28 protein-coding genes are annotated in these 23,935 nt (G+C 60.2%); 10 read left to right on the forward strand and 18 right to left on the reverse strand.

Features of this window, described 5'->3' with window-relative positions:
* The first annotated feature begins 38 nt into the window (after positions 1–38).
* Both AWB64_RS17395 and AWB64_RS17400 read left to right on the forward strand, forming a co-directional pair.
* Positions 39–1,154: a porin gene (locus AWB64_RS17395; RefSeq protein WP_060856677.1), complete on the forward strand. Its 1,116-nt coding sequence runs from the start codon at positions 39–41 to the stop codon at positions 1,152–1,154.
* 66 nt (positions 1,155–1,220) lie between these two features.
* Positions 1,221–2,591, forward strand: a complete 1,371-nt coding sequence (locus AWB64_RS17400) for a GntT/GntP/DsdX family permease (protein WP_060856678.1) — start codon at positions 1,221–1,223, stop codon at positions 2,589–2,591.
* A gap of 51 nt (positions 2,592–2,642) precedes the next feature.
* Here AWB64_RS17400 and AWB64_RS17405 read toward each other — a convergent pair whose 3' ends face one another.
* On the reverse strand, positions 2,643–3,551 hold the full coding sequence (locus AWB64_RS17405; protein WP_060856679.1) for a LysR family transcriptional regulator: 909 nt from the start codon (positions 3,549–3,551) through the stop codon (positions 2,643–2,645).
* 278 nt (positions 3,552–3,829) lie between these two features.
* Here AWB64_RS17405 and zwf point away from each other — a divergent pair, with 278 nt between their 5' ends.
* Complete coding sequence (zwf, locus tag AWB64_RS17410; RefSeq protein WP_060856680.1) at positions 3,830–5,305, forward strand: glucose-6-phosphate dehydrogenase; 1,476 nt, start codon at positions 3,830–3,832, stop codon at positions 5,303–5,305.
* Positions 5,306–5,393: 88 nt separating this feature from the next.
* On the opposite strand, the gene AWB64_RS17415 is transcribed toward zwf, so the two are convergent.
* The 3 genes from AWB64_RS17415 to AWB64_RS17425 are packed head-to-tail and all read right to left on the reverse strand — an operon-like array spanning position 5,394 to position 7,891.
* Entirely contained in the window at positions 5,394–6,188 is a 795-nt protein-coding gene (locus AWB64_RS17415; RefSeq protein WP_060856681.1) for a MetQ/NlpA family ABC transporter substrate-binding protein, read from the reverse strand.
* A gap of 28 nt (positions 6,189–6,216) precedes the next feature.
* On the reverse strand, positions 6,217–6,870 hold the full coding sequence (locus tag AWB64_RS17420) for a methionine ABC transporter permease (RefSeq protein WP_060856682.1): 654 nt from the start codon (positions 6,868–6,870) through the stop codon (positions 6,217–6,219).
* The gene (locus AWB64_RS17425) at positions 6,860–7,891 is read right to left on the reverse strand and encodes a methionine ABC transporter ATP-binding protein (protein ID WP_060856753.1); all 1,032 of its coding nucleotides are present in this window, start codon (positions 7,889–7,891) and stop codon (positions 6,860–6,862) included. Before AWB64_RS17425 ends, AWB64_RS17420 begins: the two co-directional genes overlap by 11 nt.
* A gap of 343 nt (positions 7,892–8,234) precedes the next feature.
* On the opposite strand from AWB64_RS17425, the gene AWB64_RS17430 reads away from it, so the two are divergent.
* A complete protein-coding gene (locus AWB64_RS17430; RefSeq protein ID WP_060856683.1) occupies positions 8,235–8,849 on the forward strand; it encodes an NADPH-dependent FMN reductase in 615 nt (204 codons plus the stop codon).
* 97 nt (positions 8,850–8,946) lie between these two features.
* Here the strand turns inward: AWB64_RS17430 and AWB64_RS17435 are convergent, their stop codons facing one another.
* The gene (locus AWB64_RS17435; RefSeq protein WP_060856684.1) at positions 8,947–9,882 is read right to left on the reverse strand and encodes a LysR family transcriptional regulator; all 936 of its coding nucleotides are present in this window, start codon (positions 9,880–9,882) and stop codon (positions 8,947–8,949) included.
* A 130-nt stretch (positions 9,883–10,012) separates the two neighbouring features.
* The gene (locus AWB64_RS17440) at positions 10,013–10,228 is read right to left on the reverse strand and encodes a hypothetical protein (protein WP_060856685.1); all 216 of its coding nucleotides are present in this window, start codon (positions 10,226–10,228) and stop codon (positions 10,013–10,015) included.
* Positions 10,229–10,571: 343 nt separating this feature from the next.
* Between AWB64_RS17440 and AWB64_RS17445 the strand changes: the two genes are divergently transcribed.
* Entirely contained in the window at positions 10,572–10,787 is a 216-nt protein-coding gene (locus AWB64_RS17445; RefSeq protein WP_060856686.1) for a hypothetical protein, read from the forward strand.
* Positions 10,788–10,900: 113 nt separating this feature from the next.
* The gene (locus AWB64_RS17450) at positions 10,901–11,704 is read left to right on the forward strand and encodes a MetQ/NlpA family ABC transporter substrate-binding protein (RefSeq protein WP_060856687.1); all 804 of its coding nucleotides are present in this window, start codon (positions 10,901–10,903) and stop codon (positions 11,702–11,704) included.
* Positions 11,705–11,756: 52 nt separating this feature from the next.
* Here AWB64_RS17450 and AWB64_RS17455 read toward each other — a convergent pair whose 3' ends face one another.
* The 6 genes from AWB64_RS17455 to AWB64_RS17480 form a co-directional block, all read right to left on the reverse strand.
* Positions 11,757–11,972 (reverse strand): TOBE domain-containing protein, encoded by a 216-nt coding sequence (locus tag AWB64_RS17455; protein ID WP_056365821.1) that lies wholly within the window; start codon positions 11,970–11,972, stop codon positions 11,757–11,759.
* An 80-nt stretch (positions 11,973–12,052) separates the two neighbouring features.
* Positions 12,053–12,883: an ATP-binding cassette domain-containing protein gene (locus AWB64_RS17460; protein WP_075643298.1), complete on the reverse strand. Its 831-nt coding sequence runs from the start codon at positions 12,881–12,883 to the stop codon at positions 12,053–12,055.
* Complete coding sequence (ssuC, locus tag AWB64_RS17465) at positions 12,880–13,674, reverse strand: aliphatic sulfonate ABC transporter permease SsuC (RefSeq protein WP_060856688.1); 795 nt, start codon at positions 13,672–13,674, stop codon at positions 12,880–12,882. The genes AWB64_RS17460 and ssuC overlap by 4 nt, the downstream gene beginning before the upstream one ends.
* Positions 13,675–13,688: 14 nt before the next feature.
* Entirely contained in the window at positions 13,689–14,837 is a 1,149-nt protein-coding gene (gene ssuD / locus AWB64_RS17470) for an FMNH2-dependent alkanesulfonate monooxygenase (RefSeq protein WP_060856689.1), read from the reverse strand.
* Positions 14,838–15,071: 234 nt separating this feature from the next.
* Entirely contained in the window at positions 15,072–16,076 is a 1,005-nt protein-coding gene (locus AWB64_RS17475) for a sulfonate ABC transporter substrate-binding protein (protein ID WP_060856690.1), read from the reverse strand.
* 125 nt (positions 16,077–16,201) lie between these two features.
* A complete protein-coding gene (locus AWB64_RS17480) occupies positions 16,202–17,239 on the reverse strand; it encodes an aliphatic sulfonate ABC transporter substrate-binding protein (RefSeq protein ID WP_060856755.1) in 1,038 nt (345 codons plus the stop codon).
* Between the two features lie 189 nt (positions 17,240–17,428).
* Between AWB64_RS17480 and AWB64_RS17485 the strand changes: the two genes are divergently transcribed.
* Complete coding sequence (locus tag AWB64_RS17485) at positions 17,429–18,466, forward strand: S1C family serine protease (protein ID WP_060856691.1); 1,038 nt, start codon at positions 17,429–17,431, stop codon at positions 18,464–18,466.
* 23 nt (positions 18,467–18,489) lie between these two features.
* On the opposite strand, the gene AWB64_RS17490 is transcribed toward AWB64_RS17485, so the two are convergent.
* The 6 genes from AWB64_RS17490 to AWB64_RS31605 all read right to left on the reverse strand — a co-directional run bounded on the left by AWB64_RS17490 (position 18,490) and on the right by AWB64_RS31605 (position 22,726).
* Positions 18,490–19,041, reverse strand: a complete 552-nt coding sequence (locus AWB64_RS17490) for a cytochrome b (protein ID WP_060856692.1) — start codon at positions 19,039–19,041, stop codon at positions 18,490–18,492.
* Positions 19,038–20,147: a catalase family peroxidase gene (locus AWB64_RS17495; RefSeq protein ID WP_060856693.1), complete on the reverse strand. Its 1,110-nt coding sequence runs from the start codon at positions 20,145–20,147 to the stop codon at positions 19,038–19,040. Before AWB64_RS17495 ends, AWB64_RS17490 begins: the two co-directional genes overlap by 4 nt.
* 94 nt (positions 20,148–20,241) lie before the next feature.
* Positions 20,242–21,096, reverse strand: coding sequence for an anti-sigma factor family protein (locus tag AWB64_RS17500; RefSeq protein WP_060856694.1), 855 nt, complete (start codon positions 21,094–21,096; stop codon positions 20,242–20,244).
* Entirely contained in the window at positions 21,093–21,611 is a 519-nt protein-coding gene (locus AWB64_RS17505; RefSeq protein WP_060856695.1) for an RNA polymerase sigma factor, read from the reverse strand. Before AWB64_RS17505 ends, AWB64_RS17500 begins: the two co-directional genes overlap by 4 nt.
* A gap of 110 nt (positions 21,612–21,721) precedes the next feature.
* Positions 21,722–22,438, reverse strand: a complete 717-nt coding sequence (locus tag AWB64_RS17510) for an anti-sigma factor family protein (RefSeq protein WP_063493230.1) — start codon at positions 22,436–22,438, stop codon at positions 21,722–21,724.
* Positions 22,439–22,510: 72 nt separating this feature from the next.
* Complete coding sequence (locus AWB64_RS31605; RefSeq protein ID WP_157766650.1) at positions 22,511–22,726, reverse strand: hypothetical protein; 216 nt, start codon at positions 22,724–22,726, stop codon at positions 22,511–22,513.
* Between AWB64_RS31605 and AWB64_RS17515 the strand changes: the two genes are divergently transcribed.
* The 3 genes from AWB64_RS17515 (at position 22,725) to AWB64_RS17525 (ending at position 23,906) form a co-directional block, all read left to right on the forward strand.
* On the forward strand, positions 22,725–22,991 hold the full coding sequence (locus AWB64_RS17515; protein ID WP_060856697.1) for a DUF4148 domain-containing protein: 267 nt from the start codon (positions 22,725–22,727) through the stop codon (positions 22,989–22,991). The genes AWB64_RS31605 and AWB64_RS17515 overlap by 2 nt on opposite strands.
* Positions 22,992–23,089: 98 nt before the next feature.
* Positions 23,090–23,407 (forward strand): DUF4148 domain-containing protein, encoded by a 318-nt coding sequence (locus AWB64_RS17520; protein ID WP_060856698.1) that lies wholly within the window; start codon positions 23,090–23,092, stop codon positions 23,405–23,407.
* Positions 23,408–23,486: 79 nt separating this feature from the next.
* The gene (locus AWB64_RS17525) at positions 23,487–23,906 is read left to right on the forward strand and encodes a secondary thiamine-phosphate synthase enzyme YjbQ (protein WP_060856699.1); all 420 of its coding nucleotides are present in this window, start codon (positions 23,487–23,489) and stop codon (positions 23,904–23,906) included.
* Positions 23,907–23,935 lie beyond the last annotated feature (29 nt).

Genomic DNA, 23,935 nt, shown 5'->3' on the forward strand with positions numbered 1-23,935 from the left:
GTCGACGGACGCCCTTCTTTCGACCAGAGGAAACCCAGATGCACAAGCAGATTCTTCGCACGGCGATTGCCGTCGCCGTGACCGGAAGCTTCGCGCATACCGCTTTTGCGCAAAGCGGCGTGACGCTCTACGGTATCGTGGATGCAGGCTTTACCTATACCAACAACCAGAAAGGCAGCAGCGCCTACCAGGCGACGCAAGGCAACGTGCAAGGATCCCGCTGGGGCTTGCTCGGCACTGAAGACCTGGGCGGCGGCAACAAGGCGTCGTTCAGGCTCGAGAATGGTTTCAGCCTGGAATCGGGCGCGTCGGGCCAGGGCGGACGCATCTTCGGCCGCAGTGCATGGGTCGCGTTGAGCAATGACAAGGCGGGTACGATTACGCTCGGACGCCAATACAACAGCGTGCAGGATTATTTGTCGAACCTGCAGATCAACGGCGTTGGCGCGCTCAGCCAGTACGGCAACGCCATCTATGACAACGACGACCTGAACAACACGTATCGCACGAGCAATGCGGTCAAGTACACCACACCGACGTTCGCCGGTCTGACCGCCAACGCCATGTACGCGTTTTCAAACACCGCGGGCGACTTTGCGAACAACCGGGCGTGGAGCGTAGGCGCCGATTATGCCGCCGGGCCGGTGCGTCTCGACGCTGCTTACTCGCTCGTCAATCACCCCGCGTCGAACACGGCGGGCGCGGCGCCATCGGACAACTACTACAGCACCAGTTCGTCCATTATCAGCAACGTGGCGCGCAATCAGGTGTGGGGTGCGGGCGGCGCGTATGCGTTCGGCCCCGCGACCGTCGCACTGCTTTATACGAATTCACACTTCGACCTGCTGACCGGCGGCAGCTTGCGCTTCGCCAACTACGAGGCGAGCGTGCGTTATCAGTTCACGCCGGCCACGCTGCTGTCGCTCGGCTATATCTATACGAGCCAGAACAGCAGCTCCGCCGCGGCAGCGAACGCCCACTACAACCAGCTTGCACTGGGCGGCGAATATTTCCTGTCGAAGACCACCGATCTTTATTTGAACGGCATCTACCAGCGTTCATCGGGCGCCAAGGCATGGGTTGAAGGCGTCACGAATCCTTCGAGCAACAACGGCCAGATCGTGGCCGTTGCGGGCATTCGTCACAAGTTCTAATCCCGTATGCCGGACCGTGCGCTTTGCACGGTCCGGTTTCTCTACGATCGATATCTTGGAGCCTCTATGGCGACTGTCCAGGGAAGTCTGTTACTTGTCTACGCGCTGGTCGCGATCATCGCGCTCGTCGTGCTGATCGCGCGTTTCAAGCTCAATCCGTTTATTACGCTGATGGTGGTGTCGGTCGCGCTCGCGCTCGCCGTCGGCATGCCGATGACGTCCATTCTCAAGTCGTTCGAGACGGGCGTGGGCGGCACGCTCGGACACATTGCGATCGTCGTGGGACTGGGCACCATGCTCGGCAAGATGATGGCCGAGTCCGGCGGCGCCGAACGCATTGCGCGCACGTTGATCGATTTGTTCGGCCCGAAGAACGTGCATTGGGCGATGATGTGTATCGCGTTCCTTGTCGGCTTGCCGGTGTTCTTTGAAGTCGGTTTCGTGTTGCTGATTCCGATCGCGTTCAACGTCGCGCAGCGCACCGGCACGTCGATGATCCGCGTCGGCATTCCAATGGTCGCGGGTCTTTCCGTCGTGCATGGCCTGATTCCACCACATCCGGCCGCGTTGCTGGCGGTGACCGCGTACAACGCGGATATCGGGCATACGATTTTCTATGCGCTGATAGTCGGCATTCCCACGGCCATCATCGCCGGCCCCTTGTTTTCCAGGCTGATTGCGAAGTTCGTGGTGCTGGAAGGCGTGAATCCGATGGCGAAGCAGTTCATCGAACAGGACGCGGCACGCGCCACACAAAAACTGCCGGGCTTCGGCATCACGCTGCTGACCGTGCTGTTGCCAGTGCTGCTGATGCTGGTTGGCAGTTGGGCGGATCTGATCGCGCCGCCGCAGTCCACGGTGAACAACGTCTTGCGTTTGATCGGCCATCCCGACATGGCGTTGCTGCTCGCGGTGCTGCTCAGCTTTTATACATTCGGTTCCGCGCGCGGCTTCAACCGGGAGTCCATTCTCAAGTTCACCAACGAGTGTCTCGCGCCCACGGCAAGTATCACGCTCGTGGTGGGAGCGGGCGCGGGATTCGGCCGTATCCTGATCGACAGCGGCGCGTCCAAGGCTATCGTGGATGTCGCGACCGGCGCGCATGTGCCCCTCTTGATCCTTGCTTGGCTCGTGGCTGCGCTGATTCGCGTTGCGACCGGCTCCGCCACCGTCGCCATGGCGACCGCAGCGGGCATCATTGCGCCCATAGCGGCAGCGGCGGCATCGACGGCGACCGGCGCGCGTCCCGAATTGCTCGTGCTTGCCACGGGCGCGGGTTCGCTGATCCTGTCGCATGTGAACGACGGCGGTTTCTGGCTGGTCAAGGAATATTTCGGCATGACCGTCACCCAGACCTTCAAGACATGGACTGTCTGTGAAACGATTATCTCCGTGACAGCATTGGCATTTACGCTGGGTCTTGCGGCTGTCATCTGACTGCATGTCCGATGAAGATGCCCAGAGTGTTCCGGGCATCTGTTTATATTTTCAAGCGGGTCCCGCCAGATAGCCCGTGATCCGCTGCTGCAGGAAATCGCGCAACGCATTGATCGTGGGAGAAAGCATCAGCCTGTGCGCGCAAACCAGACTCAACGGCGCGCGCTCGCCTTCCAGCTCTGTCAACAACGCCTGAAGCGCGCCGCTGCGCAGGTCGCCAAGCACATCGATTCTCGATTTATATGCGAGACCATGCCCCGCGATTGCCCATCGACGGACCAGTTCGCCGTCATCACTGCTGCGATTGCCACGCACATTGACCGAAGCCGGTTCGCCGCCGGAATAAAACGTCCAATGATCGTGCACCGTATCGCTTAGCGAAAAGCGCAGGCAGTTGTGCTTGAGCAAATCTTCCGGGACAAGCGGGTAATCGTGCTGGGATAAATAAGTCGGCGACGCACACAACACCCGCCGGTTTTCCGGGGCCAATGGCAATGCAATCAGGGTCGAATCCTCGGGCGTTCCATAGCGGACCGCGAGGTCGACCGCGTTGCTGAACATGTTGGTCACGCGGTCGCCAATACGAACCTGCAGCGTGACGTCCGGATATTTGGTCTGAAATTCATCGAGCCAGGGCGCGAGCACGTGTCGTCCAAGATCCGATGGAATAGAGAGCGACACTGTCCCGCCTATAGCCTGGCGACCCCGCGCCACAGCGTGCCGCCCGGCTTCGACTTCCCCAATGACATTGCGCGCGTACTGAAGATATCGCTCGCCATCCGGCGTGAGCCGCAAGCTGCGCGTCGAGCGCGCCAGCAACCGGACGCCTAGCTCGTTTTCCAGCCGCTTGAGCCCGGCACTCGCTACGGACGGCGTCAAGTTCAGTTGCCGCGCGGCCGCCGACAAGCTGCTGCTATCTGCCGCTGTCACGAAGATAAGCAGGTCTTCAAGTTTGATCATGGGAACAGGAAATTAAAAAGACATGGCTTTATTGCACAATACGGCTGAAGTGTTTCCGGTATTTCGACGAACATTCGGGAAATAGTTTGTCCGTTAGCCGCTTTCGAAGCAGGCACGCCGGAAAATCGGGCCAAGTGCGAAAGATATCGGGTTCCCTGGCCGCAAGCCGGGCAAGCCCGATTGGAGCGTAACTGGTATAACGACATACTTAGCGTCGTAAAAGGCCGCTCCCACGGAGCGCAAACTTGGCTGCATCAACCCGCGATTTCCTACGCACCATGACCACTCAGACTCCTTCCGCTGCGCCCGACCTCCCTGTCGACATGATCATTTTCGGCGGCGCCGGCGATCTGTCCGCACGCAAGCTTCTGCCCGCGCTGTATATGGCGCATCTGCACGATAACCTGCCGGCGCAGACGCGCATTATCGCCATTGGCCGCCGCGACTGGTCGCGCGAACAGTACGTGCAGTTCGTCCAGGAACAGTCCAAACCTTTCGTCGATGCAAAGGCGCTCGACCCGCAGGCGTGGGACACGTTTCTCGGCCTGTTCGAATACGTGCGCATCAACATCGACCAGCCGGGCGATTACCTGAACCTCGCCGAAGCCGCGCGCAAGGATGTCTGCCGCGTGTTTTATCTCGCGACGTCGCCGGAACTCTTCACGACCATCTGCGACAACCTTGCGGCGTCCGGCCTTGTCGATGCGAATTCGCGCGTCGTGCTGGAAAAACCGCTGGGTCACGACCTTGCTTCGGCGCAGGCTATCAACGCGTCGGTGGGACGTCATTTCAACGAAGCGCAGATTTATCGCATCGATCATTATCTGGGCAAGGAAACGGTGCAGAACCTGATGGTGCTGCGCTTTGGCAACGCGATCTTCGGGCCATTGTGGCAAGCGCCGTACATCAAGAGCGTGCAGATCACGGTAGCGGAAACAGTGGGCGTGGGCAGCCGTGCGGGCTTCTATGACCAGACCGGCGCATTGCGCGACATGGTGCAGAACCACCTGCTGCAACTGTTGTGCATCGTGGCCATGGAACCGCCAGTGTCGCTCGATCCCGACGCGGTGCGCGACGAAAAACTCAAGGTGCTGCGCTCGCTGCGCAAGATGACCGTTGCCGATATCGCCCGCGATACCGTACGCGGTCAATACAGCCCGGGCGCGATTGGCGGCGAGCCGGTCAAGGGTTATCTGGAAGAAGACAACGTGCCAACGGAGAGCCGTGCGGAAACCTTCGTGGCCATTCGCGCGCATATCAACAACTGGCGCTGGGCGAACGTGCCCTTTTTCCTGCGCACGGGCAAGCGGCTGCAGAAGAAGCAATCGGAGATCGTGATCGAATTCGCCGACCTGCCGTTTTCGATTATCCCAAGCGGTCCGCGTAACTACGGCAACCGCCTGATTATCCAGTTGCAGCCGGAAGAATCGATCCAGTTGCAGATGCTCGCCAAGGAGCCCGGCAGCGGCATGCATATGCTGCCCGTGAACCTGAATCTCGACTTGCAGCAGGCGTTCACCGAACGTCGCGCGGAAGCGTACGAGCGTCTGCTGATCGACGTGATGCGCGGCCGGCTGACGCACTTCATGCGTCGCGATGAACTGGAAGCGGCGTGGGCGTGGGTGGAACCGATTCTCGACGGCTGGAAAGAACTGAACGATCGTCCGCGTACCTATACGGCGGGCACGTTTGGACCGGCGGCGTCGTCGGCCTTGATGGCACGGGAAAACATGGCGTGGGCCGAAGAGAGCTGAGGCGCAAGACCCGCTTTCAGTTGAAACAAAACGCGCGGCCGTCATGGCCGCGCGTTTTTTTTCATACGTCGATACGTCGATACGTTGATTACCAGGCAGCGATCACCGCACCCGCGTACTTCCCTTCGATGAACTGCTTGACCTCCGCCGAGTGATAAGCCGCGACGAGCTTTGCTACCCACGGCTTGTCTTTATCGGCGGCGCGAATGGCGATGATGTTCGAATACGGGCCATTCGGATCTTCAATTGCGATTGCGTCCTGCTTGGGCTTCAACCCCGCTTCCATCGCAAAGTTCGTATTGATCGCGGCTGCGTCGACGTCGGCGAGCGAACGCGGGATTTGCGCGGCATCGAGTTCAACGATCTTCAGTTTCCTCGGATTCTCGACAATATCGAGCGGTGTCGCTTTCAAGCCGGCGTCCGCGCGCAATTTCAGCAAGCCGTTCTTCTGCAGCAGCAACAAAGCGCGGCCGCCGTTGGTCGGATCGTTCGGCACCGCGATGCGCGCGCCCGCGGGCAACGCCGAGAGCGACTTGAACTTCTTCGAATAGATGCCCATGGGGAACGTGACGGTATCCGCAATCTTGATGATCTTGTAGCCGCGGTCCTTCACTTGCGCGTCCAGATATGGCGCGTGCTGATAACTGTTGGCGTCGAGATCGCCCGATGCCAGCGCCGCGTTCGGCTGCACGTAGTCCGCGAATTCCACGATCTTGATGTCCAGGCCATTCTTCGCGGCCACTTGCCTGACTACTTCCATGACCTGCGCATGCGGACCGCCGGTCACGCCGACCTTGATGGTTTCGTCGGCTTGAGCGACGTTGGCGAAAAGCGCTGCTGCGCCAATCACGGCGGCCAGCTTGAAGATGAATCGACGTTGCATTACCAACCCCTGAGCTTTATATGAAAACTTATTTATGACTAAGACGACGCACGAGCCAGTCGCCGAATGACTGCACCAGTTGCACGAACACAATCAGGATTACGACCACCGTCAGCATCACTTCTGGAAGGAAACGCTGGTAACCGTAACGAATCCCCAGGTCGCCGAGACCACCGCCGCCAATTGCGCCCGCCATCGCCGAATAACCGACCAGCGACACGAACGTAATCGTCAATCCCGCGACCACGCCCGGCAACGACTCCGGCAGCAGCACCTTGAATACGATCTGGCTTGTCGTGGCGCCCATGGCTTGCGCTGCTTCGATCAAGCCTCGATCGACTTCGCGCAGCGCGGTTTCAACGAGCCGCGCAACAAACGGCGCGGCCGCGATGGTCAGCGGAACGACGGCCGCCATGGTGCCAATGGACGAACCGACCACCAGCCGCGTGAACGGAATCACCGCGACCAGCAGGATGATAAACGGTGTCGAGCGCACGGCGTTCACAATGCCGCCCATGACACGGTTCACGCCGAGATTGCGCAACACGCCGTCGCGGTCGGTGAGATAAAGCAGTATGCCGAGCGGCACGCCCAGCGCCGCGCCGACGAGTCCGGAAATGCCCACCATCAAGAGCGTTTCCCAGAACGACTGGACGAACATATCGAACATTTCACTCAACATGGGACATCTCCTCCACCACCACACCTTGTTCACGCAAGTACGCAATCGCTTCGGCCACGTTCGCCGGCTGGCCGCCCGCGAGCACGGCAAGCGAGCCGAACGCCTGGCCCTGGATCTCGTCGATCTGCCCGTGCAGGATATTGAAATCGAGTTCGAAGCGGCGGATGGTCTCGGAGAGAATCGGCTGGTCCACGCCCGACCCGGTGAACGCGAGCCGCAACAAATGGCCGCCGGTCTTCAGGCGCTCGGCCACGCGTGCTTTCAACGCGGGCGGCAGCTCGTGCGCAATGACATCGCCAATCAGCGCGCGCGTGACTTCATGATGCGGCTGCATGAAGACATCGACCACGTTGCCTTCCTCCACCACGCGGCCTGCGTCAAGCACGGCAACGCGGTCGCAGACCTGCTTGATCACGTCCATCTGATGCGTGATCAGAACGATGGTGAGGCCGAGTTCCTTGTTGATCTTGCGCAGCAGATCGAGAATCGAACGCGTGGTCTCGGGGTCGAGTGCGGAGGTGGCTTCGTCCGAGAGCAGCACCTTCGGCTTGCTGGCGAGCGCCCGGGCAATGCCTACGCGCTGCTTCTGGCCGCCGCTGATCTGCGCCGGATACCGGTCCTTTTGCGTCGTCAGGCCGACGAGATCCAGCAGCGGCAACACGGTCGCTTCAATCTCGCCGCGCTTCATGCCGGCCAGTTCGAGCGGCAGCGCGACGTTGTCGAAGACGGTGCGCGACGACAGCAAATTGAAATGCTGGAAGATCATGCCGATATCGCGGCGCGCCGTGCGCAACTGCGCGGCCGAGAGTGTGGTGAGGTCGTGGCCGTCCACGATCACACTGCCTTCGCTCGGCCGCGTCAGCAGGTTGATGGTGCGCACCAACGTGCTTTTCCCGGCGCCGCTGCGCCCGATGATGCCGAACACTTCGCCCGGCGGTATCGTCAAGTTGACGTTATGCAATGCTTCGATCCAGCCTCGTGGGCCTGCGAAACGTTGCGACAGATTGCGTATTTCGATCATGTAAACGAAAAAAAGCGACGAACTCCCCATTGAGCAACATCGCTCGGGCAAGCCGGCCGCCGTTCATCCCTGGTTCTAGAGAGGCGAAAGTTTAACGTAACCGGTGTGATCGCCTTAATAATCAATTGCGAAGCGCTAATTACTTAAGCGTATGAGTGCCCTGCGGCGAGGCTTGGCAGGGGAGAAATGTGCGTTGAAATACGCAAAATGCATATCGATTCAAGCAAAGCTCGGTTCCATCGGAGAAAATCGGTCGCTAAGATGAAGAAATGATCCGCTGCGTTTCTTTGGCTCGCTTTGTTTCGGCCGGCCGCAGCCCCACCGCACTCCTGGGAGTATTTCGTTGAAGAGCTTCGAATTTCGCCGCCCGCTCGTGGTTGGCATTGGCGGCACGACCCGCGCGGCTTCATCGACCGAACGCGCACTCCGTCTTGCATTGCTCGGCGCCGAGGCCGAGGGCGCGCGCACGCGCCTGTTCGGCGGCACCTTCCTGCACAGCCTGCCGCACTACGCACCAGAGCACAAGGAACGCAGCGCGGCCCAGGTCGAACTGATCGAAGCCGTTCGTGAAGCGGACGCGGTGATCATCGGCACTCCGGGATATCACGGCGGGGTCTCGGGGCTCGTCAAGAACGCGCTGGACACGCTGGAAGAGCTTAGCAACGACCGGCGCCCCTATCTCGACGGCCGGGCGGTTGGTTGCGTGGTGACGGCGTATGGATGGCAAGGCGGCGGTGCCGTGCTGACATCCCTGCGTTCCATTGTCCATGCGCTGCGCGGCTGGCCGACGCCCTATGGCGCGGCCGTGAACTCGCTGGAAACACGCTTTGAGACCATCGATACCTGCTCCGATCCGAAGGTCGCCGAGCAACTCGCAACCGTAGGCCGGCAAGCTGCGCAATTCGCGCTGGCGTTCAATGCCCGCGAGGCAATCGCCGAACTCGATACGGCGCGTTGAGTTTGCTGCGCGACGAAAGCACAAACGCCTGGCCCGTTCACCGCGCCAGGCTTTTTGCTTTTTGCCTTTTGCCTTTTTGCTTTTGGCGCCGCAATTCTCAAGCGACCGAACGGGTTTCCGGCAGACTCATTCGCGTGATCCGGGCGGCGTCGAAGCTGCGTTGAATGCTTGACGCCAATACGTCGACAGCAGCCTGGAGCTTCCCCGGTTCATACGGCTGGACCAGCCAGATGTCGACGGCCGGGTCGAAATCCGCCGCCTTCACAACTTCTAGGCGCCCGGCGTGTTCACTTGTTTCGAGCAACGGCAAGGGTACGAGACCCAGGCCTACGCCGTCGGCAACAAGTCCGAGCTGCAACTCGGACCCGAGCGTTTCCAGGTTGATCTTGAGCGGCAGACCCTGCGCGGCAAGCGTCCTTTGCAGTCCGGCACGAAAACCGCAACCGTCCGGATTGAGCACCCAGCCATGCTGATGCAGATCCTTCAGGCGATGCACGCGCGGTTTCAACGCACCTTTCTGAGCGACGATCACCACCTCGATACGGCCTAGCGACCGTGCCGCGAGCGGCGCTGCGAAATGCTGATTGGAAGGCAGCAGCATGACAGCCGCATCGAATGCGCCGTCTTCCGCTTGCTGAAGCAACTGACCGCCCCAACCGGTGGAGACGCGGGCTTTCAGATCGGGATGCACGCGCTTGAGTTCACGCAGGGCATCGACCAATGCGAGTTCCGCGACCGTTTGCACCACGCCGATACGCAAGGGGCCGGCAAGCGGCGCGTTGCTCGCGACCAATCCGCGCAACACGCCAGATTCGCGAACGATCACCCGGCACTGCTCGTAGAGCGCGCGCCCCGCCGATGTCGGTTTCAGAGGCTTGGTCCTGCGGTCGAGCAGTTCAACGCCGAGCGCTTCTTCCAGGCTCTGGATGCGCCGTGTGACGGCGGGCTGCGTTGTTTCAAGCCACTCGGACGCAAGCGTGAGCGACTGGCAACGTACGACCGCGACAAATGCCTCGATATCATCCAACTTCATTGGAACGCGTTCCCGCGAGTCGGAACGGAAGAAAGCAGGCGGTCCAGGTCACAGCGCTTTTTCATACATCGATCAAATGAGTCTCGGGGCATAAAAGTCTGATCATTGTTCAGGATGCACGCCGGTGGCACTAGTCCTTGAACGGCAATTCCGGGGTAAATACAAAGGAGTCGACCACATATCCCATATGGAAGTACCCGCTGCACGCGCATGTGGCGATGCGTTCGAGATGATACGGCTCGCGCGCTGTTTCTCGCGCGAGACTGGCGGCCGCAGCGCGCCGTGCACGCCACTGACGCAGCACCTCACTGCCCCAGCTCCTGAAGATGGCTTTCTGTTCGGACATCGCTGTTCTCCTTGAACGCCTGACCGGCGCGGCGCGCTCCGGCCACCGCATTTATAAGGTAGGCGAAAGTTAATCGTGCGGATACCATCTTTTATTCATTTGCATATCTGCCGATCATTCTGTAGCTAAGGCCGGGATACCGTGGCCTACGTTCGTTATCCAAAGCAGTGGCGTCCGGATTGAACGCTTGCGTCCTGCGCATCGCCTTCACCACATTTGCTTCTTTCCAATCCCCTCTTCGAGCGGCTTTGCTTCTGCCAATTGCTTGTTTCCCTTGTCAAGCGGCGCTGGCTAATCTGGGTGCGTGCAATTCACTGCATCGAATACCGGAGGTCAAACAAGCATGCACTACAAGGGCTATGAAGTCGCTCCCGCCGCACAACCGCTGCCGAGCGGTCTGTTCGCCGCCAACCTGGTCATTCAGGACGAAGCGTCGCTGCAAAAACGCGCTTATGTTTTCGACGCGCTCGACTACTTCTTCGAATCCGACCTCGCCGTGGCCTACGCGGCGCGCTGGGCGCGCATGTGGATCGATAACCGGCGCTTGTCGCGTGCGTGATGCGAGCTTCCATGCATCCTTTCAAATTTGCATAACGACATGAAAACAGATTCGTTCCAACACCGCGAAAGTCGTGAGACGATGCGGCCCTGCTAACCAGAAAGAGTTTCCACATGCATCGCAGAACTATCATTGCAAGCGTCGCGTTCGCCGCGCTTGGCGCAGTATTCGGCACGGCCCATGCGGAAGACGCGCCCCTGCGCGTCGGCACCATGAGCGGCCCGGACGCGCAGATCTGGACCGAGGTGTCGAAGGTCGCGGCCCGTGAAGGCCTCAAGATCAAGGTGATCGAATTCAACGATTACATCCAGCCCAACGCGGCGCTCGACGCGGGCGACCTGGACGCCAACGGCTTCCAGCACCAGCCGTTCCTCGATAGCCAGATCAAGCAGCGCGGCTACAAGATCGTCAACGTGGGCCTGACCTATGTCGCGCCCATGGGCTTCTACTCAAAGAAGATCAAGTCGCTGAAGGACCTGCCCCAAGGCGCCAAGGTCGGTATCCAGAACGATCCGTCGAACGGCAATCGCGCGCTATTGCTGCTGCAAAAGAACGGCGTGATCAAATTGAAGGCGGGCGTGGGCAAGGACGGCGTGAATGCAACGCCGCTCGACGTGGTTGAAAATCCGAAGGGTATCAAGCTGGTTGAACTCGATTCGGCTCAGTTGCCGCGTTCGCTGGACGACCTCACCGCTGCGTCGATCAACACGGACTACGCAGTGAAGGCCGGCTTGCAGCCAACCAAAGACGCTATCGCCATTGAAGACCTGAAGGGCCCGTACGCCAACCTGATCGCCGTTCGCGAGAAGGATCGCAATGCACCCTGGGTCAAGAAACTGGTATCGGCCTATGAGTCGCCCGATGTGAAGAACTACATCGATACGCAGTTCAAAGGTTCCATCATTCCGGCCTTCTGATCTGAACGGGGGTCAAGTAAAACGGGGCGAACCAAGGTTCGCCCCGTTTGCATTAGAGCCGTGCAATCGAGACTTCCGTCGACTTCACGAACGCGATGACTTCGCTGCCCACCTTGAGCTCGAGTTCGTCGACCGAGCGCGTGGTGATCACCGACGTCACAATGCCATGCGGCGTCTCCACATCGACCTCGGATACCACCGAGCCGCGAATGATTTCCTTGATGTGGCCTTTGAACTGGTTGCGTACGTTGATTGCTGTGATGCCCATGTGATGCTCCCTTTTTTAACGAGTCATGCCGGGGCCGGTCGACATCGGCAAAGTGTTGCCATGGCTTAATCGACCATGACCTAGGCAACCTGCACGCCATGCTTGAGCACGCGCGACAGAACCTGTTCTTCCAGCTCTGCAAAACCTTCCGCCGTGCGCGTGCGCGGACGTGCGAGCGTGATGGCGGCGTCGAAGGAAATCCTGCCTTCTTCGATCAGCACGATGCGCTCGCCCAGCGCCACGGCTTCCTGAACGTCGTGTGTGACCAGAAGCGCCGTAAAACCATGCTCGCGCCATAGCCGCTCGATCAACGCGTGCATTTCGATGCGCGTCAACGCATCGAGCGCGCCAAGCGGTTCGTCCAGCAACAGCAAATCCGGCCGATGCACAAGCGCGCGAGCAAGCGCCACGCGTTGACGCTGGCCACCTGACAATTGCGCCGGCCAGTCGCCCTCGCGCGCGCTCAAGCCAACTTCCGCAAGCGTAGCCCGCGCGTCCTCACGCGACGATTTCGGCAAGCCCAGCATCACGTTTTGCAGCACGCTTTTCCATGGCAACAGACGTGCGTCCTGAAACATGATGCGCGTCTGCAATTCGCTCGAACCTTCAGCCGCGTTGCGGCGCACGACACCGCCCGTGGCTTTCTCAAGCCCGGCAATCAGGCGCAGCAGCGTGGACTTGCCGCAACCGCTGCGTCCGACTATGGACACGAAACTGCCGCGCTCAATGGCGAAATCGAAATTGGAGAGCACCTTGCGGCTGCCGAAATGTTTATCGACGCCCTGGAGCGCGACGGCCATGTCCGCGGGATTCGAACGCGGCGAAGGAGACGCCGGCGTGCGCTCGCGTGCAACGACCCGCGGTTGGTCATTGGCGAACGCGACGTTGCCCGATGAAAGAACCGATGTCACGATTTTGCTCCCTTCTGATAAGCAGGATGCCAGCGCAGCGTCGCGCGCTCGATGGATTTTGCGAGCATGTCGGCGAGCTTGCCGAGCAACGCGTACAGCAAGATGCCGACCACCACTACGTCGGTCTGCAGGAACTCACGCGCGTTCATGGTCATGTATCCAATCCCCGATTGCGCCGAGATGGTTTCCGCCACGATCAGCATTACCCACATGAGGCCGAACGCGAAACGCACGCCCACGAGAATGGACGGCAACGCTCCCGGAAGTATCACGTCGCGATACAACGAGAAACCCGAGAGTCCGTAGCTGCGCGCCATCTCGATCAGGTCTGCATCGACAGAACGAATGCCGTGATATGTATTGGTGTAAACCGGAAAGAACACGCCAAGCGCAACGAGGAACAGCTTCGCTTCCTCGCCAATCCCGAACCACAGGATCACCAGCGGAATCATGGCGAGCGCGGGGATGTTGCGGATCATCTGCACGGTCGAGTCGAGCGCGACTTCGGCCGGTTTGAAGAGACCCGTACCCAGTCCGAGCACAAAACCAATGCCGCCGCCGATCGCAAAACCCGTCAACGCGCGCCACGCGCTCACCTTCACGTTCGCCCACATATCGCCGGACTGGATCAGTTCCCAGGCGGCCTTGACGACCGCGAGCGGTTCAGGCAGGACACGCGACGACAGGCCGCCTGTTCGCGCCGCCAGTTCCCATGCAACGAGGATCAGGATGGGCACGAGCCATGGCGCTGCCTGCACGCCGGCACGACGAAGAAATGGAAGTCCGTTCATTGTGCTTCCCTGTTTCAGCTCTGCGATGCACGCGGCAGATACGACGTGCCCACGATCTCGCCGAACGGTCCCGACAACGGACCCGCCGCGCGCTCTTTCTGCTCGCGCGGCAGCAGCGGGAACACGAGTTCGGCGAACCGGTACGACTCTTCAAGATGCGGATAGCCGGACAGGATGAACGTATCGATACCAAGCGCCGCGTACTCCTTCATCAGGCCCGCGACCTGCTCCGGATTGCCGACAAGCGCCGTGCCCGCGCCACCGCGCACGAGACCGACGCCGGCCCACAAGTGTGGATAGACTTCGAGCTTGTCGCGCTGGCCGCCATGCAACGCCGCCATGCGTCGCTGGCCCTCCGAATCCATCTTGGCGAACGACGCCTGAGCGCGCTGGATGGTTTCGTCGTCGAGCTTGCTGATGAGCTTGTCCGCGTCCGCCCATGCCTCTTCTTCCGTCTCGCGCACGATCACATGCAGGCGGATGCCGAACTTGATCGTGCGGCCTTTTTCTGCGGCGCGGCGGCGAATGTCGCTGATCTTCTTTTCGACTTCCGCGGGCGGCTCGCCCCAGGTCAGATACGTATCGATATGATCGGCCGCGATCTCGTGAGCTGCCGGCGAGGAACCGCCAAACCACAGCGGCGGATGCGCTTTCTGCACGGGCGGATAAAGCACCTTGCCGCCCTTCGACGTCAGATGCTTGCCTTCGTAATCGATCGAACCGCCTTCGTGCGACGACTCCAGCAAGCCACGCCAGATGCTCAGGAATTCGTCCGTGACTTCATAGCGCGTATCGTGATCATTGAACACGCCGTCGCCCGCCAGTTCGACCGGATCGCCGCCCGTCACCACATTGATCAGCAAACGCCCATGGGACAAGCGGTCGAACGTGGACGCCATGCGCGCCGACAACCCCGGCGAACTCAGCCCCGGACGGATCGCCACCAGGAACTTGAGGCGCTTCGTTGCCGGAATCAGGCTCGACGCCACGACCCACGCGTCTTCGCACGAACGGCCCGTGGGCAGCAGGACGCCTTCATAACCGAGCGTATCGGCAGCTACCGCGATCTGGCGGAAGTAGTCATAGTCCGCGGCGCGCGCGCCTTGGGTCGTGCCGAGATAACGGCTGTCGCCGTGCGTCGGAATGAACCAGAAAACATTCATTGTCGTGCTCCTGCCTTGCTTATTGAATCGAGGTTCAGCGCGTGCCGTGCGGTCTATCCGCCAAGCGGAAATGAGTAGCCGTAAATGCGAGTGCATGCGCCGGACCCGCGCCCGTTCCGATGAATCATCTTAGCGACGCGCACTTTTCCCATGAACGATTTATTTGAGCTAAGGTTCTCGCCAATTCTGCTTACGCGTCTCAAGTGACGCCTTAGCGATGGTTCCGTGAACGCATTAGCCGACGTTCCAGCGTGCATCGGCGACGGCCAGCTTTTTCGGAATCAGCTTAAGGTCCGTAAATACGTCGGCGATTTGCTGCTGATACGCAATCGTCTCCGGCGTGATCGGCTGCACGCCATAGGCCGTACGTTTCAGCGCGCGTTCGAGCGTGGGTGTGTCTAGCCCGACCAGCGGCGATAAAAGTTTGGCGACATCGGGGATATTGTCCCGGCCCCATTGATCGACGTGATCCAGTTCTTCCAGTAGCGCGCGCACGAGAAGCGGCTGGGCCGTCGCGAACTTGCGCGTCGCGAGGTAATACTGCGTGTTGCGCACGAGATTCGTGCCGTCCGCGATCACCCGCGCGTTTGCCTGCCGTTCCACGGCGGCGAGATACGGATCCCAGATCACCCATGCATCCACGCTGCCTTGCACGAACGCAGCGCGTGCGTCGGCAGGAGCCAGGTAGACCGGCTGGATATCGGTGTAGGAAAGCTTGGCATTCTTCAATGCTTCAACAAGAAGGTAATGGACGTTCGAACCCTTGTTCAAAGCCACTTTCTTGCCGCGCAGATCCGCTACGGAGCGGATTGGCGAAGCCTGCTGCACGACGATTGCCTCGCCCTGCGGCGCGGGCGGTTCGTTGCCCACATAGACAAAATCCACGCCCGCTGCCTGCGCGAAAATAGGCGGCGTTTCTCCGACCGTGCCTGCATCGACCGCGCCTGCATTGAGTCCTTCGAGCAGTTGCGGACCCGCCGGGAATTCAAGCCATTGCACCGTGATCCCCTGCGCGGCAAGCCGCTTGTCGAGCGTGCCGCGGGCTTTCAGAACCACGAAGTTGCCGTACTTCTGATAGCCGATACGAAACACCTTTTCCGAACCGTCGGCAACCGCGTTCTGGCTGGTAAGGAGCGCCGCGGTTCCGGTCAACGCGCTGGTTGCGCCTGCACCAAGCGCCGCGAGTTTGAGCAATGCTTTACGACGCGATGCAATGGCAAGTGATTTTTTATCGGGCATGGGAATGCCTCCCTGGATGAATGAATGCTCAGGCCGGTGTGGTCGGAAAGCCGGGTTCACTTGAAGCAAAACCGCCTGCAAGCGCGGGCGGTTTTGGGAACACGGCTTTGTCGATTGGTCATTCGCTAAGGTTGTTTGACAACACCTTCCGCGGCGACGTTGGCGCTGGTTGCCGTATTCGCCGCAACCGCCTTGCGCGATGCAAAGTCCCAGACGAGTGCGCTCGCGGTATCGACGGGCTTTGGCAAGAGCTTCGCCTGGTAGAAACTGTCGGCTATGGCCTGTTGCTCGCCGAAATTCTTCGCCGCAACCGCGCGCACTGCATACGTGCGGCGTGAATTGGCGCGCTCCACCGTCGCCTGATCGAGTCCCCACACCGGCGCTAGAATCCTGGCCGCATCTTGCGGGTGCGCCTTGGTCCAGACACCGGCCGCGACCAGTTGCTTGAAGACGATATCGACGATCTGCGGGTACTTTTGCGCGAACGGAGTCGATGCGAGGTAATAGCGCTGATAGGACGCGAGGCCATCGCCACGGATCAGAATGCGTGCGCCCGGATCCAGTTCCACCGAAGCCACGTACGGGTCCCATGCGAACCACGCGTCCACGTCATTGCGCTCGAAAGCCGCTCGCGCGTCGGCGGGCGCGAGATAGCTGATCTTGACATCGGCGGGCGTCAGCTTCGCGCGGGCAAGCGCGGACAGCAACAGATAGTGGACGCCAGCCGCCTTGGTCACGGCAATACGCTTGCCCTTGAGGTCGGCGAGCGAATGAATGGGTGCATCGCGATGAACAATTACTGCCTGCGCCGAAGGCGACGGCGTTTCCTGCGCGACATAAACAAAATTGGCGTTCGCCGCCTGCGCGAAGACTGGAACCGTGTCAGCCACGTCGGCGCTAACGTCCACGGCGTCGGCATTCAGCGCCTCCGTAAGCGGTAATCCGCTTGCAAACTCGCTCCACTCTATTCGCACGTTCAGCGGTGCGACCGCCTTTTCCAGCGTGCCGCGCGCCTTGAGGATTGCAATCAGCGTGGACGATTTCTGAAAGCCGATGCGCAGCTTGACGGGGTCGCCCGATGGCGTTTGCGCAACCGCGTTAATGGCAAAGGAAGCCAATAACGCCATTGCAACGCAGGCGGCAAGGCGGTTAAGGATTTTCATGGAGACGAGCAGGAAAGGAAGCCAGCCGATGATGTTAGCAATGCACGCAGGCGCGACTAAACGATCATTCCTGATATCGATTGCATCGAAAATGCTGACGGTGGCTTTCCAAACGGAAGCTGTCTGGTCACCGCTTGAAATCGGCGGCCTGATCCCGCATCTCAAGTTCCATTTATCCGGAGCACGACCATGGGAAGCCGTCCCCAATTTATCGATGACATGTCGCGCGGCGCCGCCGAGGCCGCCCTTTCGACTCCCCTCGGCGACGAAGCGCTCCTCGACGCATACTCGCGCACGGTCATCGGCGCGCTTGAACGCGTGCAGCAAGCAGTTGCGTTCATCTCAGTCGAACGGCACGTGGCTAGCGGAGCCAATGGCCGCAATCCACGCGGTACGCAAGGTGGAACCGGATCGGGTTTCATTTTCACACCCGACGGCTATCTCCTGACCAATAGCCACGTCGTGCACGGCGCGACGCATATTCGCGTCACGCTCGCCGACGGGGGTACGTTCGACGCCGATCTGGTCGGCGACGACCCCGACAGCGACCTCGCGGTGCTGCGCATCGGCTCAGCCGAAGTATTGCCGCATGTCGAACTCGGTGAATCCGGCAAGCTTCGCGTTGGACAGATCGCGATTGCCGTGGGGAATCCGCTTGGCCTCGCCCAGACCGTTACGACCGGCGTTGTCTCGGCGCTCGGCCGCTCCTTGCGATCCAATTCCGGACGCATGATCTACGACGTGATCCAGACCGACGCGGCGCTGAACCCGGGCAATTCGGGCGGTCCGCTGATCAACTCGGCGGGACAGGTCATTGGCGTGAACACGGCGATCATCGCGGGCGCGCAGGCCATTTCGTTCGCGACCGCCATCGACACCGCCAAGTGGGTCATCATGCAGCTCTTCGCTCACGGACGCGTGCGGCGCGCGTACATAGGCGTAGCGGGGACAACGTCGCCCATCTCGCGACGCGTGCAGCGCTACTTCGGCTTGCCTTCGGCCAGCGGCGTGCATGTGATGGAAGTGGTGAAAGCAAGTCCCGCAGCAACCGGCGGATTGCGCACGGGCGACCGCATTGTCGCTATCGACGCGTTGCCCGTGGACAGCGTCGACAGCTTGCAGCGGAGCCTGGATGTAACGCGTATTGACCGCGTCGTGAACGTCACCGTGCTGCGCGGCGCGCAAAAACTCGAGCTGGAGGTCACGCCTGTCGAGCAGGCTGCATGACCCTATGTCATGAAGCCGCCCGCTTACTCGTGACCTCGCGCGCGGCCTCGCGCCATGCTCGAAAACACGCCATCGCGTTTGATCAGGCCGTGGAACATGGCCGCGCCCAAATGCGCGAGGAAGGTCGCGAACAGCAATAACCCAAGGGTCGTATGCGCCGAGCGCAAGAACGCGTAGAGCCGCACGTCTTGTGGCGCGATGGGCGGCAAGTAGACCGATCCGAACAGATGGACTGGAAAGCCGCCCGCCGACAGCATCGACCAGCCGACGAGCGGCATGGCGAACAACAGCGCATAAAAGACCCAGTGCGAAAGATGGGCGATGTGCTGCTGCCAACGCGGCATGTCATCGGGCAAAGGCGGCGTGCGGTGCGTCAATCGAACGATGAACCGCATGCTCACCAGCACGAGGATTGCAATGCCGAGCGGCTTGTGGATTGCAATCAGCGTCTGATGCCATGAAGACAACGTGGCCACCATTCCCACGCCAATGAACAACATGGCTATGACAAGCGGCGCCATCAGCCAGTGGAAAAAACGCGCGGCGGGACTGAAATGTCGATGTTCGGCGCTCATTGGGGATTCCGTGTCGATGCTTGAGAGGACGCCTGAGCGGATACCTGAGCACGCGCTTCCTCATGCGTGCGGCGATTATAAGAGACCGCGTAGGCCGACGAGCGTGCCGCCAGTAGCGGATCGTCGGACGGTTTCAGGCCGGTGGGAAGAATGGTCGGATCGTAGTTGATATCGCGGCAATCGCCATCGGCTTGCGGCGTTTCGCGTTCGATCACAAGCGTACCCGCGTCAATGTGCGGCCGGTCTTCGGGCCACGCCTGGGTTGCGTCGTTGGTCACGTCGCCGGGTTGGGCAACAGTCAGCACGAGATGCCAGCGCAACGGGCCATTTGCCAGGCGGCCGCGCAATTCGGCATCGAGGAAATCGTGCTCGCCCTTCTGGTCGGCAGTGACCGGCGAATACTGCGCCTCGGGCACCATGGACCAGCGGATGAAATGCGTCTTGCCGCTTGCATCAATAGCGCGAAACGCATTGATGCCGTAGTACGCGGCGTTTCCAAAACTCGATGACGGCGGATGGTTTTTCACCCATGCCTGAAACGGTTGGGTCTCCGGATGCGCGGCAAAAAACGTCTTGAGCTTGGCGGGATCGGGTTTGCCGGTCGCGGGATCCGGTTGCAATGCGACCAGTTGAGCAAAGAAAGCCTGCGGCGTATTGACAATAAACACCGGCGTATTATTCATGCCGGTGCGCCATTGCTGGCCGTCGGGCAGCTTGAAATCAAGCGCAAGACTGCGCACCGGAACGCTGGCATCCGGAGCGGAGGGATTGCTTCCGGGAATCGCAAAACGGCCTACAACCGGAGTACGCATTGCAGTGAACACGCTTGCACTCGATATATCCGACGCTTGCCCGTTCCCTTCGAAATACCCCTCCACGCAAACGCCTTTAGCGTGATTGCGGCGAAATCCCGGATGAACGCCCGCATTCGCTTCGAACGTATTGACAATACGTTGCGGCGTCAGGCGCTGGGGCGCGGCGAAGCCCGATGCATACACAAAAGCGCCGCCCATTGCAGCCACAACCGCGCCTATGACCGCCAGCCGGAATAGCGGAATGGATTGCCGTGAGCGATGCCGGTCCGAAGGGGGAGGATGTTTGTTCATGGCTGATTTTTTGATTCGATATCCTGATGGACCAGGATTTCACTTTGATGTCGACGGCGACTCCGGCGCATCACGCCGGAGTCAGCCAGAAGTTTTACTGAGTGGACGTCCGCGGCTTAACGTCGCCCATCTGTGTCAACTGCGAATAGACGTCATGCGAAAGCTCGAGCAATACCTTGCGGTCGATCGCGCCCGAAACCGCATAGCCGAAGTCGCCATCGATCCAATAGAACACATTCACCGAGCCATCCTGATACAGCTTGAACGCGGTCGTGTCCGAGCTGATCTTTCTATGCGAAATGCATAGCGTAATGCGTTCGCCCTTCGCGTCGTGATACATGAACTGCGCGACCGGACCATCGTCGCCGGGCAACAGGCGCCCGCCCATCAGTTCGAAACCGACACGCGTGAGCACAGGCGGCCGGACGTCGGTGCCAAGCCTCTTGGAGACCCACGTCACCAGTTCCTGCTCGCGATCGGCGCCAACTTCGACGGGCCGCATCACTTCGGGCGCATACATCACGTGCGCAACGGCAGACTGGCGCGCGAACGATTCGCCGGGCGTGAAGCTCGCGCGTTCCACATGCCCGCTGCCACCGCTGCCCGGCATCAACGCACGACCGCCCACGTTGCTCATCATGCCGCCCACGCCAATGCCCACGCCTATTACGAGCGCCGCCGCCATTCCGGCGAACTGCGGCCAGTTTGCAGCGTCGCGCCAGCGGCGGCGCTCGGGCGGCAACAGCCGTTGCGGCACGGGTTCGCTCAGCACGCGATCGTAGCGGTCGTGGAACATGCTGTTCAACGAAAAATAGTCGCTGATCTTGGTGGCGAGTCCTTCGTCGTGTTCCAGCAGCCGATCGATCTCATCGCGGCGATGCTCGGCCAGCGATCCGTCCACGTAGGCGTGGATTTCGTCTTCGGTAATCGGTGTTTGTTGTTCGCTCATCGCACCACCTGTAATTTAGCGCCGGGTTGCGCGCCCGCCATCAGCGCGCGCAGTCTCTCACGTCCGCGCGAAAGCCGCGACATGACGGTCCCTATGGGAATTTCCAGCGCCTGCGCGACATCGGAATAACTCATTTCTTCCAGCCCAACCAGCAGCACGACCTGGCGTTGATCGAGCGGCAGCCGCTGCAGCGCGAAATCAAGATCGCGCATTTCAAGCGACTGCGTTTGCGTGCCGGCCACGGCGAACTCGCGCTCGGAAATATTCTCGTCATCGACGGAAACATGCACCGCCTTCACGCCCGCGCGGCGCGCCTGATTCGCGAATACGTTATGCATGATGGTAAAAAGCCACGCGCGCATGTCGGTGCCAGTCTGGAATTTCTCGGTATGCCGGAGCGCGCGTTCGAGCGTGTCCTGAACCAGGTCGTCGGCAAGGTCGCGATTATTGATCAACGCTCGCGCGTAGCGGCGTAATCGCGGTACATGTTCCATTAACTCGTCACGGACGCCCATCGGCCTTCCTTCATTTTGTAAGCTTGTGCCGGCGCTGAGCAAAAAACGCCGCTGTGAATGATCGGGCTAACACCGCGTTTTGCGGGTTATTCCCTTTCCTCGCGTCTTTTTTAGTTGCCCGTCATCAAGTCCGCAGCGCGCATCAGACCGCGCGTGTTCGCGCGCCCGGCCAGCACGTAGCGTTTTCCGCCCGCAGTCCACTCGAGCAGGCGCGTTTCACCTATGCGATGCGCCCGCCACTGCGGCTGCGGTTTTGCCATGATCCCGGGCGCAACCAGCAGGACCGCTGCGTCGCCCGCCGCATTCCGGTACACATACTCTGACGCCGAGGCAAACGGCCCCAGGGACATGTCGCGGCGCGCAGCCGGATGAAATCCTACGACATATAAGTTAGGCGCGTCCGCCAGCGCCTTCGCCGAGCTTGCATAACCGCTCGCGCCGGTCGCCATGTCCTGCGACGCGACCGCCTGCTCGAGCGCCATGATCGACGCATTGTCGAGCGCGGAATCCGAGATGTCGAAGGCGAACAGTCCGCCTGCGACGAGCGCCAGCGCGGCTGCAGCGGCGATCAGCGCAGTGCTGATCGATCTTCTTGGCGCCGGAGGAGCAGATTTGCGCGGGGGCGATTCGTCGGCAGGTTCGTGAAAGGCATTCTGCATTTGCTGGTTGAGCCGTCCATAGAACGCTACACGATGCGCCTCGTCAGGCCGCTTTTGCAAGTAGCGCTGGACGCTGGACGCGCGTTTCGGATCGAGCATGCCGTCGGCGTAAGCCTGGACATCGGACTCGGAGAGCCTGGATTCCGAAGGTGGTTTTGCTATGGACATGATTGATTGGAAAATTGCTGTCGGTATAAGGCGAACACAGTATGAAGCGATTTATTCCGTTTGCGCATGGCCTCAGGCTACGCGCCAGAACACCCCGCCAGCCGGAAAAGAAAAGCGTCCCTGAGCGCGTAAACACAATCCATCACGGCTTATTCCCGTCAAATTCAAATTTTTCCGTTCATGAAAATAATCGGCTTTGTCGGGAATATCGCGGGCTTTTGCCGGGTTCTCTCCAATGCACACAGCGCAAAAACACTTAACCCTTTTAATCTCTTTGGAGAAGAACATGAAAGTCCTCGCCATCGCTCTCGTAGCCCTTGGAACTATTGCTTCAGCTAGCGCATTCGCACAGACCAAGACCCGCGCGCAGGTCTATCAGGAATTGATTCAGGCACAGAAAGACGGCCGCGATTTTGTGACGGACACCTCTTACCCCGACGTCAATCCAATCTTCGCGCATCAACTCGAGCAACAGCAAACGCGCCTTGCTCAAGAGCGGGCAAACAACGCAGTGGCAAACACAACGCCGGCAAGCGCCAGCGAAACCAACTAACGCTCGCGCGCCCATATTGAGCCCTTGAGCCCAGGCATCGAAAAACATGTTTAGCAGTTGGCTAAATACATCGGATCACTAACTTTATTGAGGTCATCATGAAAAAATTCCTTATCTCCGCACTGGTTCTCTCGTCGGCGTTGGCAGCACCGGCTTTCACGTTCGCCCAGAGCAACGGCCCCGTGACGCGCGCGCAGGTCAAGGCCGAACTCGCTCAACTCGAAAAGGCCGGCTATAGCCCGGGCGGCGAAGACGTGAACTATCCGCAGGACATTCAGGCCGCCGAGCAGAAAGTCTGGGAACAACAAGGCATTGCGACGCGTTCGTATGGATCGTCTACAGGCAGCACATCGGCGTCGGGCGCACGGGCTGACGTTGCTCGTGACGCGGCAAAACCGGTCTACTTCGGTCACTGAATGAGCGGCCTCGCCTGTGCCACTTCGCATGAACCGGTAAACTCCAGAGGCGAACGCACCTTCCTCTGGAGACATCCGTATGAAACAGGCGCTCCATCACCTGAGCGTGACCACGCGCACGCGCGGTCTGCACGAAATCACCCGCGAGACCCGTAATTGGATCGGCGAGCAAGGTATCGAAACCGGACTGCTTACAGTATTCCTCCGGCATACATCGGCTTCGCTGCTGATCCAGGAAAACGCCGATCCCGACGTACGCACCGACCTCGAACAATACTTCGAGACGATCGCCCCGGAAGCGCCGGGCCGCTACGTTCACGACGCCGAAGGCCCCGACGACATGCCCGCACATTTGCGCACTGCGCTGACACAAGTCCAGCTATCCATTCCAGTCAGCAACGGCCGCATGGTTCTCGGCACCTGGCAAGGTATCTACGTGTTTGAACATCGCCGCGTTTCGCACACACGCGACGTCGTATTGCACCTTTTGGGCGAGTAATTTAATATACGCAGCGCGTACATTACCTC

This window comes from Caballeronia sordidicola, from assembly GCF_001544455.2.
GTDB lineage: Bacteria > Pseudomonadota > Gammaproteobacteria > Burkholderiales > Burkholderiaceae > Caballeronia > Caballeronia sordidicola.